At 61.1% G+C, this 18,291-nt stretch carries 19 protein-coding genes; 7 read left to right on the top strand and 12 right to left on the bottom strand.

What is annotated here, in order from left to right; genetic code table 11:
- Positions 1 to 183 precede the first annotated feature (183 nt).
- The 9 genes from rpoZ to M3436_01875 all read right to left on the bottom strand — a co-directional run bounded on the left by rpoZ (position 184) and on the right by M3436_01875 (position 6,314).
- A complete protein-coding gene (gene rpoZ, locus M3436_01915; protein MDQ3562931.1) occupies positions 184 to 444 on the bottom strand; it encodes a DNA-directed RNA polymerase subunit omega in 261 nt (86 codons plus the stop codon).
- A gap of 21 nt (positions 445 to 465) precedes the next feature.
- A complete protein-coding gene (gmk, locus tag M3436_01910; GenBank protein ID MDQ3562930.1) occupies positions 466 to 1,107 on the bottom strand; it encodes a guanylate kinase in 642 nt (213 codons plus the stop codon).
- Positions 1,100 to 1,954: a YicC family protein gene (locus M3436_01905; GenBank protein ID MDQ3562929.1), complete on the bottom strand. Its 855-nt coding sequence runs from the start codon at positions 1,952 to 1,954 to the stop codon at positions 1,100 to 1,102. Before M3436_01905 ends, gmk begins: the two co-directional genes overlap by 8 nt.
- Before the next feature lie 5 nt (positions 1,955 to 1,959).
- The gene (locus M3436_01900) at positions 1,960 to 2,592 is read right to left on the bottom strand and encodes a DUF3280 domain-containing protein (protein MDQ3562928.1); all 633 of its coding nucleotides are present in this window, start codon (positions 2,590 to 2,592) and stop codon (positions 1,960 to 1,962) included.
- A 12-nt stretch (positions 2,593 to 2,604) separates the two neighbouring features.
- Positions 2,605 to 3,123 carry an OBAP family protein gene (locus M3436_01895; protein ID MDQ3562927.1) on the bottom strand — a complete coding sequence of 173 codons (519 nt, stop codon included), beginning with the start codon at positions 3,121 to 3,123 and terminating at the stop codon, positions 2,605 to 2,607.
- Positions 3,124 to 3,331: 208 nt separating this feature from the next.
- Entirely contained in the window at positions 3,332 to 4,039 is a 708-nt protein-coding gene (locus M3436_01890; protein MDQ3562926.1) for an MBL fold metallo-hydrolase, read from the bottom strand.
- A gap of 33 nt (positions 4,040 to 4,072) precedes the next feature.
- Positions 4,073 to 4,615 carry a bacterioferritin gene (locus tag M3436_01885; GenBank protein MDQ3562925.1) on the bottom strand — a complete coding sequence of 181 codons (543 nt, stop codon included), beginning with the start codon at positions 4,613 to 4,615 and terminating at the stop codon, positions 4,073 to 4,075.
- A 1-nt stretch (position 4,616) separates the two neighbouring features.
- A complete protein-coding gene (locus tag M3436_01880) occupies positions 4,617 to 4,883 on the bottom strand; it encodes a hypothetical protein (protein ID MDQ3562924.1) in 267 nt (88 codons plus the stop codon).
- Positions 4,884 to 4,958: 75 nt separating this feature from the next.
- Positions 4,959 to 6,314, bottom strand: coding sequence for a cytochrome B6 (locus tag M3436_01875; GenBank protein MDQ3562923.1), 1,356 nt, complete (start codon positions 6,312 to 6,314; stop codon positions 4,959 to 4,961).
- Between the two features lie 285 nt (positions 6,315 to 6,599).
- Between M3436_01875 and rph the strand changes: the two genes are divergently transcribed.
- The 3 genes from rph to hemW are packed head-to-tail and all read left to right on the top strand — an operon-like array spanning position 6,600 to position 9,130.
- Positions 6,600 to 7,316 carry a ribonuclease PH gene (gene rph / locus M3436_01870; protein ID MDQ3562922.1) on the top strand — a complete coding sequence of 239 codons (717 nt, stop codon included), beginning with the start codon at positions 6,600 to 6,602 and terminating at the stop codon, positions 7,314 to 7,316.
- Positions 7,313 to 7,945 (top strand): RdgB/HAM1 family non-canonical purine NTP pyrophosphatase, encoded by a 633-nt coding sequence (gene rdgB, locus M3436_01865; protein MDQ3562921.1) that lies wholly within the window; start codon positions 7,313 to 7,315, stop codon positions 7,943 to 7,945. Before rph ends, rdgB begins: the two co-directional genes overlap by 4 nt.
- A 9-nt stretch (positions 7,946 to 7,954) precedes the next feature.
- Positions 7,955 to 9,130 (top strand): radical SAM family heme chaperone HemW, encoded by a 1,176-nt coding sequence (hemW, locus tag M3436_01860; protein MDQ3562920.1) that lies wholly within the window; start codon positions 7,955 to 7,957, stop codon positions 9,128 to 9,130.
- Positions 9,131 to 9,152: 22 nt separating this feature from the next.
- On the opposite strand, the gene M3436_01855 is transcribed toward hemW, so the two are convergent.
- Entirely contained in the window at positions 9,153 to 11,285 is a 2,133-nt protein-coding gene (locus tag M3436_01855) for a carboxy terminal-processing peptidase (GenBank protein ID MDQ3562919.1), read from the bottom strand.
- A gap of 330 nt (positions 11,286 to 11,615) precedes the next feature.
- Between M3436_01855 and mnmA the strand changes: the two genes are divergently transcribed.
- The 4 genes from mnmA to gshA all read left to right on the top strand — a co-directional run bounded on the left by mnmA (position 11,616) and on the right by gshA (position 17,606).
- Positions 11,616 to 12,734, top strand: a complete 1,119-nt coding sequence (gene mnmA / locus M3436_01850; protein MDQ3562918.1) for a tRNA 2-thiouridine(34) synthase MnmA — start codon at positions 11,616 to 11,618, stop codon at positions 12,732 to 12,734.
- 92 nt (positions 12,735 to 12,826) lie between these two features.
- Entirely contained in the window at positions 12,827 to 15,571 is a 2,745-nt protein-coding gene (gene acnA / locus M3436_01845; GenBank protein MDQ3562917.1) for an aconitate hydratase AcnA, read from the top strand.
- A 37-nt stretch (positions 15,572 to 15,608) separates the two neighbouring features.
- Positions 15,609 to 16,040 (top strand): DedA family protein, encoded by a 432-nt coding sequence (locus M3436_01840; protein MDQ3562916.1) that lies wholly within the window; start codon positions 15,609 to 15,611, stop codon positions 16,038 to 16,040.
- On the top strand, positions 16,041 to 17,606 hold the full coding sequence (gene gshA / locus M3436_01835; GenBank protein MDQ3562915.1) for a glutamate--cysteine ligase: 1,566 nt from the start codon (positions 16,041 to 16,043) through the stop codon (positions 17,604 to 17,606). It abuts the gene before it with no gap.
- 207 nt (positions 17,607 to 17,813) lie between these two features.
- Here the strand turns inward: gshA and M3436_01830 are convergent, their stop codons facing one another.
- Together M3436_01830 and M3436_01825 are read right to left on the bottom strand one after the other, a co-directional pair.
- The gene (locus M3436_01830; protein MDQ3562914.1) at positions 17,814 to 18,131 is read right to left on the bottom strand and encodes a HigA family addiction module antitoxin; all 318 of its coding nucleotides are present in this window, start codon (positions 18,129 to 18,131) and stop codon (positions 17,814 to 17,816) included.
- A gap of 12 nt (positions 18,132 to 18,143) precedes the next feature.
- Positions 18,144 to 18,291: type II toxin-antitoxin system RelE/ParE family toxin (locus M3436_01825; GenBank protein MDQ3562913.1), on the bottom strand; the 148-nt coding region annotated here is incomplete at its 5' end.

Below are 18,291 nucleotides of genomic sequence, written 5' to 3'. Positions count from 1 at the left end.
GGGCCACTCCCTGGCCCTGGCTTTCCGGCGGTGCTCGGAATCCTCATGTATATCAACATACACTCCGGTTGCTCGTCCCATCCTTGGGACTCGCCCCTTCGGGGCTTGCGCTCCGTTTCGCTCCCGGCGAAACGGTCCTGCGCTCCGGCGGAATACGACCTCCCTTCGCTCACGACAGTTTTTTCACAAACTCTTGGTGGAATCGGGAAGCGGATAGAAAATGTCCTCTCCCTTCTCCTTGGCTTCGATGGCGGCCAAAATATCCCGGGTAATCAAGCCCTCGGCGATCTCGCGCAGCGCAATGACCGCCGGTTTATCATTCTCCGCGGCCACCAACGGTTGCGACCCCATTGCGAGCTGGCGGGCACGCTTGCTTGCCAGCATCACGAGATCAAAGCGATTGTTAGCGTAAGGAAGGCAATCTTCCACGGTGATTCGCGCCATAGTGTTTCCTCTGATTTAAGCTTACGTAATCTTGGGCTCCAATAGATCCCGCACCAGCGAGTGCAGCGCGGCGCGTTGGCGTTCGCTGCCAAGACGGCCGGCGCGCAGGATCGCGCGCAGATCGCCGAGCGCGCGGTCAAAGTCGTCATTGACGAGCAGATAGTCGTATTCGGAATAATGCGACATCTCGTTCACGGCCGCCAGCATGCGGCGCCGAATGACCTCCTCGTCATCCATGCCGCGGGTCTTTAGCCGATGTTCCAAATCTTGGTAGGACGGGGGAAGGATAAAGATCCCTATCGATTGCGGCCATGCCTTGCGTACCTGCCGCGCGCCTTGCCAATCGATTTCCAACACCACATCGGTCCCATTCGTCAAGTGCGACTCCACCCATTCCCGCGAGGTTCCATAGTAATGGCCGAACACCCGCGCGAATTCCATGAACGCCGACTGGGCAATCATTGCCTCGAACCTCGCCTCGCCGATGAAATGGTAATCCACCCCTTCGCGTTCACCCGCGCGTATCGGCCGCGTGGTAAAGGAGATCGACAAGGAGACGCCGGGCTGCGCCGCGGTCAAGGCGTTGACGAGGCTCGTCTTCCCGGCGCCCGAAGCGGCCGAGACGACATACAGCAGACCGCACGCCGCGGGTCGATCATTCAATATTCTGCACCTGCTCTCGCATCTGCTCGATGAACACTTTCAGCTCGACCGCGCTCGATGTGGTCTCCGCGTGCGCCGATTTCGAGGCGATGGTATTGGCCTCGCGGTTCATCTCCTGCAACAAAAAATCCAAACGCCGGCCGATGGGCGACGCGGTGCCGAACGAGCTCTTAACCTCATCCAAATGGATCTCGAGCCGGTCCAACTCCTCCGCGACATCCAACCGCTGCGCCAGCAACATCATCTCCTGCTCCAAGCGCCCGGGTTCCATACCGCTCGCGAGCTCCGGCACCCGGCTCATGAATCGATCCTTGAGCGCGCTCATGATTTCCGGCACCCGCTCCCGCAGCCATGCGAGCCGCGCGGCGGCGGCGGCGCAGCGTTCTTCGATGACGCTCCGCAACCGTCCCCCTTCGCGCCGCCGCGCCTCGACGAGCGCGCTGAGCGCCGTGTCCAGGATCCGCAACAACGGCTCGCCGATCGCCTCAACATCGGGCGGCGCCAGCGCCACCGCCCCCGGCCAGCGCAGCAGCTCAACCGCGCTGATGGGAGCAGGCCGATCGAGTAAAGCGTTGACTCGCTCGCAGGCATCGATCAATCGGCGCACCAGCTCCAACCGTAGCACCGGCGCCATCGAGTCGCTCTCCGCCGGACTGTACCGTAACACACAGTCTATCTTTCCGCGTTGGATACGGCTCCCGACCAGATCGCGCACGCGCCCTTCGAGACCGCGTAACTCCTCCGGAAGACGCACGGAGATCTCCAGGTAACGATGATTGACCGAGCGCAATTCCCAGATAGCGCCGGCCCATTCCCCCTGTCCCGCCTGGCGCGAAAATGCCGTCATGCTGCTTACCATATCCCGCCCCCGGTGCGGAATACCGTCATTGCAACCCGGCGCCCGGGCCCGGGAAAATCGCTGATTGCTGCAGCCTGCGTCCGGGCAAGCTTTTGAAACATCTCAGCTTTCGCATTAATTGTTTGAACAATCCGCTCCGCTAAGTGTACTACTCCTCTCTCAGTCACTTTTTTCACGCGACCCTCGATTCTGACCACGAAATCGCCGGTAAGCCGCTGAGTATTAACGTTCACTAAATGGACCATCAAATAAGCGAACAAAAAACTCGGCTTATGAAGGCGCCCGATCGCAACCCATTCAGCCCCGAATCGGGCGCCCAGCTCGGCTGCGACCTCCGGGTGGTCGAAAAGGTAACCAAACGCCGCGTTCGCTTTCGCTTGGGTGTCTGGCGCGATCGTCACCGACTCATAACCGCCTTTTTTTACCAATGCCGCTCGCAACAAAGGCGCAACTGAGGCGGTCCGTTCCAACTCCTCCGGCGTACGCGGCAGGAGCGTCAAATCGTTCAACTCGAACTCCAGCACCGCGATGCGCGTCTGCGCGAATGCCGGCAAACTACACAAAGCGATCGAACCCAATATGACGCCTGCGCAGCGCTTCGATGCGTTGCCCACCTCGAGCACCACCGCCCTCAATCCCTACTCCGGGATCTCCAGTTTCGCCACGGGCTTGTGACTGACCGCGGTTGGGAACATGACCTCACCGTTCGGGATCTTCTTCCCGACCGGCCAGAGATGGAAGATAATGCCGTCGGTCTTGGAGGCCGCCTCCGCGATCTCCTTGGCCTTCTCGGGCGGCACATCGAGCACCTGCACCCGGCCGCTCGCGATCTCTTCCTTGTGGTCGTGGAAGTGTTTGTTCCATTGCTCCAAGGTCACGTTCGTGCGTGCGAGCTTCTTGTCGATAAAGTACTCGATCTCCACCAGCTCGGCGTTGGGATCGGCCGAGAGGAAGATCATGCACTGCAGGATCTCGGGCTTGATTTGTTTGCAGTAATGGTGATATGGCCCGTGCTCCGTGCCGTCCTCGTGACGATGGGGCGCCACGACGTGGATGTTGAAGCCCTCGGCCGGTGTTTGCTCCTCCGAACTAGCGAGCGGGGTCAATGCCAAGGTCGCTGCCCCCAGGGATGTGATGAGCGTAAGTTTCTTCTTCATATCTGCCTCCAGAGTTTTAATTAAAAGTTGCGCCTGGCATGAGGTTTAATCCTCGCCAAGCCGCCTGCCACAAGGGCCCAAGCCGGGCCGCCTCAGGCCTCTACCGCCGATCGACCCCTGTGTACAACACCGTTCCAGCCGACCAGCTTCAGCGATTGGGACCGCTGGATAGGGCAATTCCATTTAAAGCGCGCCGCCGAGCCCGAGATCAGCCCTGGCGCATCTCCGCCTGAGACAAGCCGCACAGGCGGTTGGCCCGGACGGCCTGATCGATGAGCCGCGGTTTCGCTAGCTTCAGCGCATGCATGATCGCGATGAACTGCTCGCGGGTCTTGCCCGCCAGGCGCGGATTGATCGAACGCTCTTGCTGGATGCTGCTAACCCGATAGCCGTGATAATCGTGGCCGGGATAGACCAGCGTCTCGCCCGGCAAGCGAAACAACCGCTTGGTGATAGTGTCATAGAGCGTTCCGGCATCCCCGTCCTGGAAATCGGTGCGGCCGCAACCGTTGATCAAGAGGCTGTCGCCCGTGAACAGGCGCTCACGCCATAGGTAGGACACGCTGCCCGGCGTATGCCCCGGCGTGGCGATGACCGCGATTTCCTCGGCTTCCCCGAAGCGCAGGATATCGCCGTCCCGCAGCTGGTGATCGGCGCATACCGCCCCGCAGCGCTGGCTGACCGCAGTCTCGGCGCCCAAGCGTTCGCGCAAGAGCCCACCCGCGGTGACATGATCGGCGTGCACGTGGGTCTCGATCGAGTATTTCAGCCGACAGCCGAGCTGCGAGAGCAGCGCCACGTAATCACTGATGTTGGTGGCGACGGGATCGATCAAAACCGCTTCCTTGGTATGGCGATCGGCGATGAGATAGGTGTATGTCGAGGACGCATCGTCGTAGAGTTGCCGGAAGATCATGGGCGCCTCCCTCAAAGAGTGCGGGGTGAAATTTCAGCCGCTGCCCATTTCCTCCAACAGGCTCACCAAATCATCGGCATGCTCCTCTTCCATAGCCAGGATCCCCTCCAGCATCCGGCGGGTGGTCGGGTCATCGCTGCCGAGATAAGCGACCATCTCGCGATAGCTATCGATCGCGATGCGTTCGGCCACGAGATCCTCCTTAATCATGTCGATGAGCGAATCACCCTCGACGTACTCGGCATGGCTGCGCGTAAGGAGCCCCTCGGGGGAGAAGTTCGGCTCCCCGCCGAGCTGCACGATGCGGGCGGCGATCTGGTCGGCGTGCATCTGTTCCTCGTTCGCATGTTGCAGGAACTCCGCGGCGACGCTCTGCGCATTGATGCCCGAGGCCATGAAGTAATGGCGCTTGTAGCGCAATACGCAGACGATCTCGGTGGCGAGCGCCTCGTTGAGTAGCTTCAGCACCGTCGCCCGGTCGGCTTTGTAGCCTTCCGTGACCGCGCCCGCCTCGAGGTGCCGGCGGGCGCGCTCGCGCAAGGCCTTGATGTCGGTTAGGAAGGGCTTAGCCACCATCTCAGCGCGTCTTGCCTTGTTCCCAGAAGATTTGCGCCTTGCTCATATTGCCCGGAACGTCTTTCAAAAACTCCGTCTTGGCCGCTTCGTTGCCGAAGCAATAGGTCTTGCCGTCCTCCCCGGCCCAGTTGACCGAGCAGTCGGTGGCTATGTGCTGCTTCATCGCGAGACCCATGGTGCAATCTTTCTTGAATTCACCTTCCGCGGCGTGCACGGAAGCTGCCGCCAGCAACGCGATGACTGAGTTAATCCAGATTGCCTGTTTCATCGTTTTCTCCTTTCGATCTATCTTAATTGAGTAATACGTATACATACTAGGCTCAGGTAGGACCTGAGAGGCGGCCTATAACACCCATAGGAACGCGACCAGGTCCTTTTTCTCCAGGTCGGTCAACTTGAGCGCCAGTACCAGATTGAAGAATTCCACGGTATCCTCCAGGGTCAGCAGCCGCCCATCGTGCAGATACGGCGGTGAATCCTTGATGCCGCGCAAGGGGAAGGTCTTGATGGGGCCATCGGCGGAGGCCATCCTGCCGTTGATCATCCGCGGCTTGTAGAAGCGTTCCACCTGGAGATTGTGCATGAGGTTATCGGTGTAATACGGCGGCGTGTGGCAGGTGGCGCACTGGCCCTTGCCGAAGAACACCCGCTGGCCGCGCATCTCGGCCTCCGCGGCCTTTTGCTTGTCTAGCTTGCCGAAGACATCGAGCTTCGGGGCGGGCGGGAAGTCCAGCAGCTCTTGGAGTTCCGCCATGAAGTGGACCTGGCTGCCGCGCTCGAGGATGTTAACGCCCTTCTTCTGGGCGATGACCGGATCGCCGTCGAAGTAGGCGGCGCGCTGCTCGAACTCGGTGAAGTCTTCCACGCTCCGCAAGGCGCGTTGAGAGCCGAAGAGCCGCTGGATGTTGACCCCGCGCAGCGTAGGCGTGTCGATGCGGTGGCGAAACTCCTGCGGGCGGACATCGCCGGCGAGATGCGTCGCCGCGTTCGTATGGCCGTTCGCGTGGCACTCAAAACACGTCACACCGCGGCTCGGGCGCTCGCTGCGCCGGTCCTCGGTCTGGTTGAATTGCTGCTGCGGAAAGGGGGTGAGCAGCAGGCGCAGCCCCTCGATCTGCTTGGGATTCAGGATGCCGTTGAAGAACTCATAGTAGTTTTCAATCGTCACGAGCTTGCCATGCGAGACATCGCCCAAGTCGGGGCGGGTGGTCAGAAAGATCGGCGGCGGAAACTCGGGCAGAAAATGGTCCGGCAGATCGAAGTCGAGATCGAAGCGGGTGAGGTCCCGGTCTTCTTGCTTCTTGATCTCCTTGATGTGAAACTCCGGAAAGACCATGCCGCCCTCCGGATGGTTCGGATGCGGCAAGGGGTAGAGGCCCGCGGGCCAGGCGTCCTGGCTCTGGATCTCGGCCGGACTCATCGCCGCGAGCCTGGCCCACGTCACTCCCTCGGGGAGCTGGACCCGCACCCCTTCCTGGATCCGTTTGCCGCCCGTCATGGTCACGCCCTCGGCCGGGCGGTCGGAAAGGTCATAACGCTCCTCCAGCAAATCCTTCTGCCGTTGCATGACCTCCCCTTTCGCTGCCTTCGTGCGTGACATGGTGTTGGCGAAGGCCTCTTTGATATCGACGGGCGCGTAACTCGATGCCTGCTCGCCGGCAAGTGAAGCCGAATCCGCGCACGAAACGCCGAACGTCATGACGACGATCACCAGCGCCGCGTTTACGGGTTTAGATCTTCTCTGGTTCATAACTTTCCCCCTGCTCCGTCCGCTCAATGTTGCACCGCAGCCGCTGGACCAGCTTGGTTCATTCAGTTCCCACGGGTCCTTGGACAGCTCTCTTCACTGAACGGGAATAATACGGCTTTGTGTACCAACCTGTCCAAGATTTTACCCCGTCTATAACACCGTGTTGGTCTTGAGCTTCGCGCTGCGGTTCCAGTTTATAATGCCCGGCCGATTCAGTTTGAAGGAGAGGGAAATATGCGTCCGAGCGGACGAAAGGCCGATGAATTACGACCGATTGCGATCAAACGCAACTTTACCCGCTATGCCGAAGGTTCTGTGTTAGTCGAATACGGGCACACGCGGGTCATTTGCAACGCGAGCATCGATGAGCGCGTTCCTCCGTTTCTGCGCGGTAGCGGGAAAGGCTGGGTGACCGCCGAGTACGGAATGCTGCCGCGGGCCACGAATAGCCGCATGCGACGGGAATCGAGCGACGGGAGGCAAAGCGGCAGGACGCTCGAGATCCAGCGGCTCATCGGCCGATCCTTGCGCGCGGTGGTTGATTTTAGCGCTTTAGGCGAACGCACGGTCACGATCGACTGTGACGTCATTCAAGCCGACGGGGGCACGCGCACCGCTTCCATCACCGGCGGCTACGTGGCCCTGGCCGACGCGATCGCCATGCTGGTCCGCAAAGGCGTGTTTAAGGCAAGCCCGATCCACGGCATGGCCGCCGCCGTGTCGGTGGGCATTTACCGCGGCAATCCCGTCGTGGATCTCGATTACAGCGAGGACAGCGAAGCGGAAACCGACATGAATGTGGTGATGAACGAGATGGGTAACTTTATCGAACTGCAAGGAACCGCCGAAGGTCACGCCTTTCGCACGGATGAGCTGCACAAGATGCTTGACCTCGCCCGTCAAGGAACCGCCAAGCTTATCGCGCTGCAACGCCAAATATTAGCCGCGTGACGATCGCGGCAAACGAGATCCTTCCGCGCCGGGTTCTCGTCGCGAGCGCCAATCGCGGCAAGCTTCAAGAGATCGCGGCGATCCTCGGCGGCGTGGGAATCGAGGTTCTCGCACAGTCGGAATTTCACCTCGGCGCGGCCGCGGAAACCGGGCTCACGTTCGTTGAAAATGCTATTATTAAAGCACGCTGGGCCGCGGCCCGGACGGGTCTTCCCGCCATCGCCGATGATTCCGGCCTTGAGGTCGAGGCCCTCGGCGGCGCTCCCGGGATCTATTCGGCGCGCTATGCCGGACCGGAGGCTAGCGATCAAGAGAATGTAGACAAGGTATTGCGCGAAGCGGCGCCGGTCCCGGACGACCGCCGCCAGGCTCGATTTCATTGCACCATGGTTTATCTCAGGCAGGCCGCCGATCCCACTCCGCTCATCGCCCAGGGCGTTTGGGTAGGCCGTCTGCTTCGCGCCCCCCAGGGCCGCAATGGGTTCGGCTATGACCCTATCTTTTACCTACCGCACCATGCGTGCTCGGCCGCCGATCTGGATCCGGAAACCAAGAACCGCTTGAGCCACCGGGGTCACGCGTTGCGACAACTCTACGCGCTGCTATGCGCGCACTATCGCCTGCCGTAGCCCATGAAGCTGCGAGAGCCGCCACCGCTTTCGCTCTATGTCCACTTCCCGTGGTGCGTGCGCAAATGCCCGTATTGTGACTTCAACTCGCACGAAGTCCGCGGCGATCTGCCTGAGCAAGACTACTTACAAGCCTTGCTGCGGGATCTCGCCTACGAACGGGCCCGCGTCCCGAAGCGCGAGGTGCTGAGCGTGTTTATCGGGGGCGGCACGCCGAGCCTGCTGTCCGGAGAGGCGCTGAGCGCTCTGCTGGATGGGATCCGCGGGCGGCTGCGGCTCGGCGCGCAAACCGAGATCACCTTGGAATCCAATCCCGGCACGCTAACCGCCGAGCACCTCCGGGACTACAAGCACGCCGGGGTCAACCGCTTGTCGATCGGCGTCCAAAGCCTGCGCGATCCCCAATTGGCGTCGCTCGGCCGCATCCACAGCGGGGTAGAGGCACGGCGTGCGTTCCACGCCGCGCGCGAGGCCGGATTCGACAACATCAACCTGGACTTGATGTTCGGGCTCCCGGAAGATACTCGCGAAGGCGCGCTTTACGATTTAACGCAAGCCATCGCCCTCGGGCCTGAGCACCTGTCGTGGTACCAGTTGACCATCGAGCCCAACACCGCGTTTTTCCGCCGCCCGCCACCGCTTCCCGATGACGACGCGCTCTGGGAGATCTACCAGGACGGCCAGGCCGCGCTCGCCGCGCACGGCTATGTCCAGTACGAGGTATCGGCCTACGCGCGCGGGGAGCGCCGCTGCCGGCATAACCTCAACTACTGGCGTTTCGGCGATTACTTGGGCATCGGCGCGGGCGCCCACGGAAAAATCAGCGATGCGGTCGAACAGCGGATCGTGCGCACGGCCAAGCGCCGCAACCCCAAGATCTTCATGGACGGCGCCGGGACCGCGGCCGCGATCCAGGATGAACACCGCGTCGGCGCGGACGAAATTATCGTCGAGTTCATGATCAACGCCCTGCGGCTGAGACACGGATTCCCCTCGGCACTTTTCAACCAGCACACGGGCTTTCCCATAGAGATCATCGAGCCTTCCTTGATCGACGCCGCCGAACGCGGCCTCGTCGATTACAGAGCTGGGCATATCCAACCCACGGCGCTCGGTCTCCGCTATCTGAACGAGTTAGTGTCTTTGTTCTACGATCACGGCACGAATTTCAAGCGGGCCGTGTAAGCGGCTTGCGTGCAGGGGAAAACTACCGCTTCGCCAAGCCCGGCCTCCGCTTGCCGCCCGCGCTCGCCGCGCGTGCCGCCCCGCTCCGCGCCAACTCAATTATGTCGTGGAGCACATGGGCGGTCTCGTACAGCGTCACCTGGCCGATATCAATAGGTTTATCGTCATTAGCGGCGCTCGAATCGCTTGCTTTGCGGTAAGGTGTCGGCGTCGCTTTAAAAATTTCGCGATAACGCTTTTCCACTTCGCTTTGCCAGCTCGCATCGGCTTCCTGCCGTTCGCGGCGCTTACGCTCAAGGAGACTGACGCGATTGCGCACCTCTTCCTGCCGCTGGCGTTGCGCTTCATGAATCAACAGCGAAAAGATAGGCGCCTGGCTAACCCGGGATTTGTGGCGCCACCGGGCCTCCTGAAGCGTGTGCAGCGGAGCGCTCAACGGGGCGTACTTGGCCGCTCCGATCCGATCCCAGGGCAAGGCGTTGTCGAACGTCCGTTCGCCCAGATCGGTGGTGTGTAATACCGCCGGGAACACGATATCCGGCACTACACCGCGGTGTTGTGTACTACTGCCGTTGATACGGAAGAACTGCGCCACCGTGGCCTTGAGTTGGCCGAGTTCGTCGCCCTCGGTGCCATCGATTTGATCGAGGTCGATTAGATTCTGCACGGTTCCCTTGCCGAACGTGGGCTCGCCGACCACGATCCCGCGCCGGTAATCCTGGATCGCGGCCGCAAAGATCTCCGAGGCGGAGGCGCTCTGCCGGTTCACCAAAACGGCAAGCGGCCCCTTATAAACCACGGAGGGGTCCGGATCTTCATTCACATCGATCGCACCCGAGGCGTCCCGCACTTGCACGATCGGGCCCTCGGGAATAAACAAGCCCGTAAGCTCCGTGGCCTCGACTAAAGATCCGCCTCCGTTGCCACGCAAGTCCATGACGATTCCATCCACCTTGGCTTGCATCAACTTGACGATCAATGCTCTCACATCGCGGGTGGTGCTGCGATAATCTTTCTCGCCCCGCGCCCGCGCGGCAAAGTCGATATAAAACGCGGGGAGCGTGAGCACGCCGATGCGCATGGCGGGCTTCTCGTGCGGCACCTCGATCACGGCCTGCTTCGCGGCTTGATCTTCCAATGTTATCTTCTCGCGCGTCAGGGCGATCACCGTCGTCGGCGCGCTCGTGGCCGCACCCTTCGGAATGAGCTGTAGTCTGACGACGGTGCCGCGCGGCCCGCGAATGAGGTCCACGACTTTTTCCAGGCGCCATCCGATGATATCGGCCCAAGAACCCGCCGCCCCCTGCGCAACGGCGACGATCCGATCCTCCGGCTTGAGCCGCCCGCTCTTGGCCGCGGGCCCCCCGGCAACCACCTGCTGTACGATCGTGTACTCGTTCTCATTCCGTAACACCGCGCCCACGCCTTCCAGCGATAGGCTCATGCGGATCTTGAAGTCCTCGGAGTTGCGCGGTGAAAAGTAGGATGTGTGCGGTTCCACACTCGCCGTGTAGGAGTTGATGAAGACCTCGTAAACGTCATCGGCCGACATTTGATAAGTATGGCGCGCAAGCACCTGATATCGGTTGGATACGGTGCTTACGGCTTCCTTTTTATCCTGGCCGGTGATCACGAGGTTCAACACGTCATTCTTAACGCGCTTGCGCCAGAGGCCCTCAAGCTCACCGCGGTCGCGCGCCCACGGAGCGCGGCTGCGGTCGAGCACAAACGCCTCATCAACGGTGAAATCAAGCGGCTGCGCGAGCAGCTCACGGGCGTAGGTGACCCGCTCCTCGAGCCTCCCGCGGAACACCTTGAAGATCTCGAACGCCGGCTCAAGCTTAGCCTCCTTCACGGCCTCGTCCAATTGGTCTCGATAGACCGCAAAGCGGTTCATGTCTTCGAGCAGGAAATAACTGCGATTTGGATCCAAAGACTCGACGTAGCGTTTCAACACCTCGGCCGACATGGCATCATCGAAGCTCACCTTCTTGTAATGGTAATTGGCGAGGTAATGCGCGATGAGTTTGGTGGTGCGCCGATGCTCGGGTGCCGCAATCAGCTCGGCATCGCCGACACGCGGTGAGGCGCCCCAGCTCCCTTGCGTGAGAGCAACCAGGAACGCAATCAGCAGCCATCGAATTTTCGGCATCATGGACATGCCTCCGTCACTGCGGCAGGCCGGTAGTGTCGTAAGATTCTAAAGGTTGCGGGAGTATGCTATCGCGGTTCGGCAAAGCTTAAAGCCTCTCACCTCGTCGGCAGGGTAAAAGATAGCACGTTGTTCGCTATTAGATAAACAATTTGTGCGGGCGGTAGGTGGGATCTCGCCAGCGCCGGGTTTAGAAAAGGCAAAACGTGTGCCGCATCATCTATGATAAAGTCTAGCCATGCAATGGAATTCTCAAGTAATTGTTACCGTCATCAGCGAGCGCGACGGCCGCTTTCCGCTCGATCGTATGGCGGAACGCGGCGCATGAGCGGAATGTACCTCTTCGACGCGTGCCGAAACCAACGCATCATCGTCGCCCTCTCGGGCGGGGTGGACTCCGCCGTCGCGGCCCTGCTCATGAGGCGTCAAGGCTATGTGGTCAGCGGCGTGTTCATGAAAAATTGGGAGGACGACGATACGGAAAGCGACTGTCGGAGCCGCGAAGATCTCATCGACGCCGTGGCGGTCGCCGAGCGCGTCGGCATCGATATCGAAGTCGTCAACTTCGCCGCCGAGTATCGCCAGCGCGTATTCAGCCGTTTTCTAGCTGAGCTTCAAGCGGGACGGACGCCCAACCCGGACGTGGTATGCAACCGCGAGGTCAAATTTAAGGCCTGCCTCGACCACGCGCTGTCGTTGGGTGGTGACTCCATGGCCACGGGACACTACGCGAGGATCGCGCATCGCGATGGGCAGTTACAACTGTTGCGAGGGATCGACCCGGCCAAGGATCAGAGCTATTTCCTCTATATGCTCGGCCAGCCTCAGTTAGCTCATAGTGTATTTCCGATCGGGTCCATGCGTAAATCAGAAGTACGCGCGGCGGCCGCCGAGGCACGGCTCGCGGTACACGAAAAACGCGACAGCACCGGGATCTGCTTTATCGGCGAGCGCCGCTTTCGGCCGTTTCTCAGCCGCTACCTTCCCATCGCCCCGGGCGAGATCCGTAGCCTAGAAGGCGAGGTGATCGGAGAGCACCCCGGGGTCGTCTATTACACGCTTGGCCAGCGCGAGGGGCTCGGGATCGGCGGCGTCAAGGGAGCCTTAGAAGCGCCCTGGTACGTCTTGGAGAAGGACCTGAAAAATAATGTGCTCGTGGTGGGGCAAGGACATGATCATCCGCGGCTTCTCAGCCAGTCATTGGAGGCGTCGTCTTTGCACTGGGTGGCCGGTCGTGCCCCGGTGCTTCCATTGCGATGTACGGTGAAGATCCGCTACCGCCAAGCCGACCAGCCGGCCACGATCACCGCGATCGGCGCTGGCCGCTGCCGGCTCGTGTTCGAGGCGCCACAGTGGGCGGTCACGCCCGGCCAAGCCGCGGTGTTCTATCAGGAGGAAGTGTGTTTAGGCGGCGCGAGCATCGATCGCGTATTCCACGGCGCCCCTGGATAGCCTATCGGTTCACCGCCGGATAGCGGATAATTGATAATATCGCCTGCGGGCTAGTATTACGCGGCTCCTCGTTCCTTTACCTGGGAGGGATCATGAACGACAGTTATAACACGCGGGAGTTCATCGAGGCCGCTAACGCGCATTATCAAATCTACAATCTCACGGCCCTTGAGCGCCGTTATCCCACGAGGATGCTCCCCTACTCCCTCAAGATCCTCTTGGAAAACCTCTTGCGCCATGAGGACGGCCTTAACGTTACCAAAGCAGACATCGAGGCGCTTGCCACCTGGGACCCGAAGGCCGAACCCAGTAAAGAGATCGCCTTCACGCCGGCACGCGTCCTGATGCAAGACTTCACGGGCGTGCCGGCGGTAGTCGATCTCGCCGCCATGCGGGAAGCCATGCAGCGCCTCGGAGGCGATCCCGCCAAGATCAATCCCTTGTCTCCCGCCGAGCTGGTCATCGACCACTCCGTTCAGGTCGATGTCTTCGGCAGCACGGGTGCCGTGCAAAAAAACGCGGCGATCGAATTCGAGCGCAATCAAGAGCGCTACGTGTTTCTGCGCTGGGGGCAACAGGCCTTCTCGAACTTCAAGGTCGTGCCGCCCGACACCGGCATCGTCCATCAGGTCAACCTCGAATATCTCGCCCGTGCCGTCTACTCTCAAGGTGTCAACGGAACCGCCCAAGCCTATCCGGACACCGTGGTCGGAACCGACTCGCACACGACGATGATCAATGGGCTCGGGGTGCTTGGGTGGGGCGTCGGGGGCATCGAGGCCGAGGCGGCGATGTTAGGGCAACCGATCACGATGCTGATCCCGCAAGTGGTCGGATTTCGCCTCACCGGCCGTCTACCGGAGGGGGCGACCGCGACCGATCTCGTGCTCACCGTCACGCATATACTCAGGAAAAAGGGCGTGGTCGGTAAGTTCGTCGAATTCTTCGGCGAGGGACTCGACCACCTCCCCTTGGCCGATCGGGCCACGATCGCCAACATGGCGCCCGAGTACGGCGCGACCTGCGGTATTTTCCCCATCGATCGGGAAACCATCAACTACCTGCGGCTCTCCGGCCGCGCCCCGGAACAGGTCGCTTTGGTGGAGACCTATGCGCGCGCACAAGGGTTTTGGCGCGACGCTAAGAGCCCCACCGCTCGTTACACCGAGGTGCTCGCGCTCGACATGGGCAGCGTCGAACCGTCGCTTGCCGGACCCAAGCGGCCCCAGGATCGGATCGCGCTCAAGAACGCCAAGGAGGTGGTGTCGAAGGTGCTGCGCGTCTATCAGGAAGAGCGCTCGGGGGCGGCCGGAAAGGACCGGGACATGGCACGCTTTCACAATGAGGGCGGCGGAACCGCGGTGGGCGGCGAGGAAGCCCATCACACGGGTGTGGAAATGATCAAAATCAACGGGCACGACGCGGCGCTCAAGGACGGCGCCATCGTGATCGGGGCGATCACCTCTTGCACGAACACCTCCAATCCGAGCGTGATGATGGCGGCCGGTCTGCTGGCAAAGAAAGCGTGCGAGCGCGGCCTGCGGGTCAAGCCCTGGGTCAAGACCAGTCTCGCCCCCGGTTCGCAGGTTGTGAGCGCGTATTTGCGGAAGGCGGGGCTCATGCCTTACCTCGAAGAGCTTGGCTTCCACGTTGTCGGCTACGGTTGCACGACCTGCATCGGCAACTCGGGTCCCTTACCCGATGCGGTCAGTCAAGGCATCACGAAAGGCAGCCTGGCCGTATGCTCAGTTCTGTCGGGAAATCGGAATTTCGAGGGCCGCGTTCACCCCGAGGTCAAAATGAACTTCTTGGCCTCGCCGCCGCTGGTCGTTGCCTATACCATCGCCGGCACCATGGACATCGACCTCTATACTGATGCGTTGGGAACGGACCAGTCCGGTGCGCCGGTCTATCTCAAGGACATTTGGCCCACCCAACGGGAAATCAACGATACGGTCCTGCGCACACTCGACTCGGCGATGTTCTCGGCGAGTTACAACGGTGTATTTACGGGGGATTCGCGCTGGGCCGGCATGAACGTGCCCACCGGCACGCTGTACCGGTGGGACCCGGCATCGACGTATATCAAGAATCCCCCCTACTTCGACGGCATGGGAAGGGAGCCACCGGAGATACATCCAGTCAATCGGGCGCGGGTGCTGGCCCTCTTGGGGGATTCCATCACCACCGATCACATCTCTCCTGCGGGTTCAATCAAGGTCGATAGCCCGGCGGGGCGTTATCTGATCGAGCGCGGAGTGCAACCCAAGGATTTCAATTCTTATGGGGCGCGCCGCGGCAATCATGAGGTCATGATGCGCGGCACCTTCGCCAATATACGCTTGCGCAACCGCCTGGCGCCCGGAACCGAAGGGGGGTGGACGCGGTATCAGCCCTCCGGCGAGCAGCTTAGCATTTACGACGCCGCCGTCCGCTATCAAGACGAAGGGGTCCCGTTATTGATCATTGGCGGCAAGGAATACGGCACCGGCTCTTCCCGTGACTGGGCCGCGAAGGGCACGCGGCTGCTCGGGGTCCGCGTGGTGCTCGCCGAGAGCTTCGAGCGCATCCATCGCTCGAACCTGGTCGGCATGGGGGTCCTGCCGTTGACCTTCAAGGACGGGCAGAACGCCGAGACCTTGGGGCTCACCGGCGCGGAGAGTTACGATATCGAGGAGATCGAAGCCGGCGCGCGCGACGTCGCGGTTCTGGCGGCGGGAGCGGGCGGCCGCACGCAGCGTTTTGCCGCCGATGTGCGCGTCGATACGCCGAAGGAGTGGGAGTATTACCAGCACAGCGGGATCCTACCCTACGTGCTGCGGCAGCTTGCCGGTTGATCCTTCGAAAGCACCACGGTGACCACGGAATGCGGCCATGACCGACAGCGCGCCCGATCTCGGGCTAATATCGCTCTTTGTCAGCGCTTTCATTTCGGCAACGGTGGCGCCCGGCGGCTCGGAGGCGGTCCTTGCCTGGCTCGCGCTGCGCTCGGAAATTGCGCCCAGCCTATTGCTATCGGTAGCAACCGCCGGCAACACCCTCGGTGCCCTGACGACCTGGCTCCTTGGGTATTTCGCCGCCCGCGGCTATCCCATCGAACGCTTCGCGAAGGGAAAGGGTGAGCGGGCTCTCCTGATGGTGCGCCGCTGGGGCACACCGGTGTTGTTACTGTCCTGGCTGCCTCTCATCGGCGATGCGTTGTGCCTGGCCGCGGGATGGTTGCGGCTTCCCTTCTTGAGATCGTTGACAGCGATCGCCATCGGTAAGGCCGCGCGCTATGCGGTTATTTTGTACACCCTAGCCTAAGTGTCCACGCTCTTCGAAACCCGCCTGCGGCGCCTCACGGACCTGGCGCTCGGCCGCTTGCTAGCCCGAGGACTGAAGGGCCTTGAAAAGGAATGTTTGCGCGTAACTCCCGGCGGGCAGATCGCGCAGACGCCGCATCCGGCCGCGCTCGGCTCCGCGCTGACACACCCCTATATCACGACCGACTATTCGGAAGCCCTGCTCGAGTTCCGCACCCCCCCTTGCAAGCACGCGCAGGAGACGCTGGATTTTCTTACCGAACTGCACCAGTTCGCGGAAGGGCGCCTCGGCGTCGAGCTGCTGTGGGCATCGAGCATGCCCTGTGAGCTGCAAGGTGACGAGAGTATTCCGATTGCACACTACGGAGGTTCCAATGTCGGCCGCATGAAACACATCTACCGCCGTGGCCTGGCATATCGCTATGGGCGTGCGATGCAGGCGATTGCCGGGGTACATTTTAACTATTCGCTACCCGAGGAGTTCTGGCCCATTTATAAGGATTTAGAAGCAGATCCGCAGCCGCTGCAGGGCTTCATCTCTAGTTGCTATTTCGCCTTGGTTCGAAATCTGCAGCGCTGGGGCTGGATCATTCCTTATTTGTTCGGCGCTTCACCGGCCTTTTCCAAATCATTCTTGACAGGCCATAGCCGGGAGTTCGAGCAGTTCGATGCGGAAACGCTGTTTCGGCCGGATGCTACCTCCTTGCGTATGAGCGATATTGGTTATAAGAACAGCACCCAGTCAAGCCTGAATATCTCCTATAACAGCCTGGCGGAGTACGTCGCCGGACTTGCTCATGCGATCGACACGCCTAATCCGGACTACGAACGCATCGGCGCCAAGGTCCATGGCGAGTACCGGCAACTCAACACCCACATTCTCCAAATCGAGAACGAATATTACAGCTTTGTGCGGCCCAAACAGATCGCGGCGTCCGGTGAGCGCCCAACCGTCGCGTTGACGAGGCGCGGTGTGAAGTACGTGGAGGTTCGAGCGCTCGATGTCCAAACGTACGATCCGACTGGGGTGAACCTGCTGCAACTCCGATTCCTCGAGGGCTTCTTGCTCATGTGCTTGTTCTCCGAAAGCCCGCCCCTACGCGAGAACGACCGCCGTGAATTCGAACGCAACGAGCTGCTGGTCGCGGCCCGCGGACGACAACCCGACTTGATACTCCGTGATCATGACCAGGCGCGCGTACCAACGGATTGGGCGGCCGACATCCTTGCTCGGACCGCGGCGGTGTGCGCGATCCTTGATGATGGCGATCCCGAACATCCTTATTCCGCGGCGCTCATTGCGCAAGGGCACGCCGCGGCGTCGCCCGACCTGCTTCCCTCCGCGCGCATGCTCGCCGAGATGCGGCACGAGCACGAGTCTTTCCTGGAATTCTCCTTGCGCCTGTCAAATCAACACATCCAATACTTCAAACAATTAAGCCTACCCGACGATCGCTCGAACGCGCTTATCGAAGCGGCACGGCAATCTCTACTGAAACAGCAGAAGATCGAAGCGGCCGATCACATTTCATTCGAGGAGTATTTGAAGCGGTATTTTTCGCGCTAAGGACCCAACGCCTATGCCAGTCTCACGCACCTTAACCGGCCCCACGGCGGAGGGATGCGAAACCGCGAGGGATGGTCATGCCACTGGACCCCGGCGATCCTGCCGGGGTGACGGATAAGGGGTGATATCAACGGCGTTTTTCGATGTCCGCTGGAATGAATAGGCGGCACTCGGCGATGAATAGCCGTTGGACCGCCATTTCACAACTCAACCCTGGCCACCGGCATGTGCGTCTCCTGCTCGCCACGGCTTGATCTGCGCCAAGGTCTCGGCCAAGGCGTCCTTGGCCGTCTCGCGGTCATAGTCGGCTTGCAAGCCGATCCAGAAGCTGTCCGACATTCCGAAGAAGCGCGACAGGCGCAGGCCGGTATCGGCGGTGATCGCCCGCTTGCCCGCCACGATCTCGCCGATGCGGCGCTGCGGCACGCCGATCTCCTTCGCCAACCGGTACTGCGTTATGCCTCTCGGCTTCAGGAACTCCTCCAGCAGGATCTCGCCGGGGGTGGGATAAGGCACTTTGCGCATGCGTTTTCTCCGTCAGTGATAGTCCACGATCTCGACATCTTCCGCGTCGCCCTCCGACCAGCGGAAGCACACGCGCCACTGGTCGTTGATGCGGATGCTGTGCTGCCGCCGCACCAGGGCCGAAGCGGGGTCTAGCAAGCGCTTCAGCACGGACTCGCGG

This window comes from Pseudomonadota bacterium (assembly GCA_030859565.1).
Taxonomy (GTDB): domain Bacteria; phylum Pseudomonadota; class Gammaproteobacteria; order JACCXJ01; family JACCXJ01; genus USCg-Taylor.
Note: the sequence above shows the minus strand (reverse complement) of the source record. Positions and strands in the feature narration are given on the sequence as shown.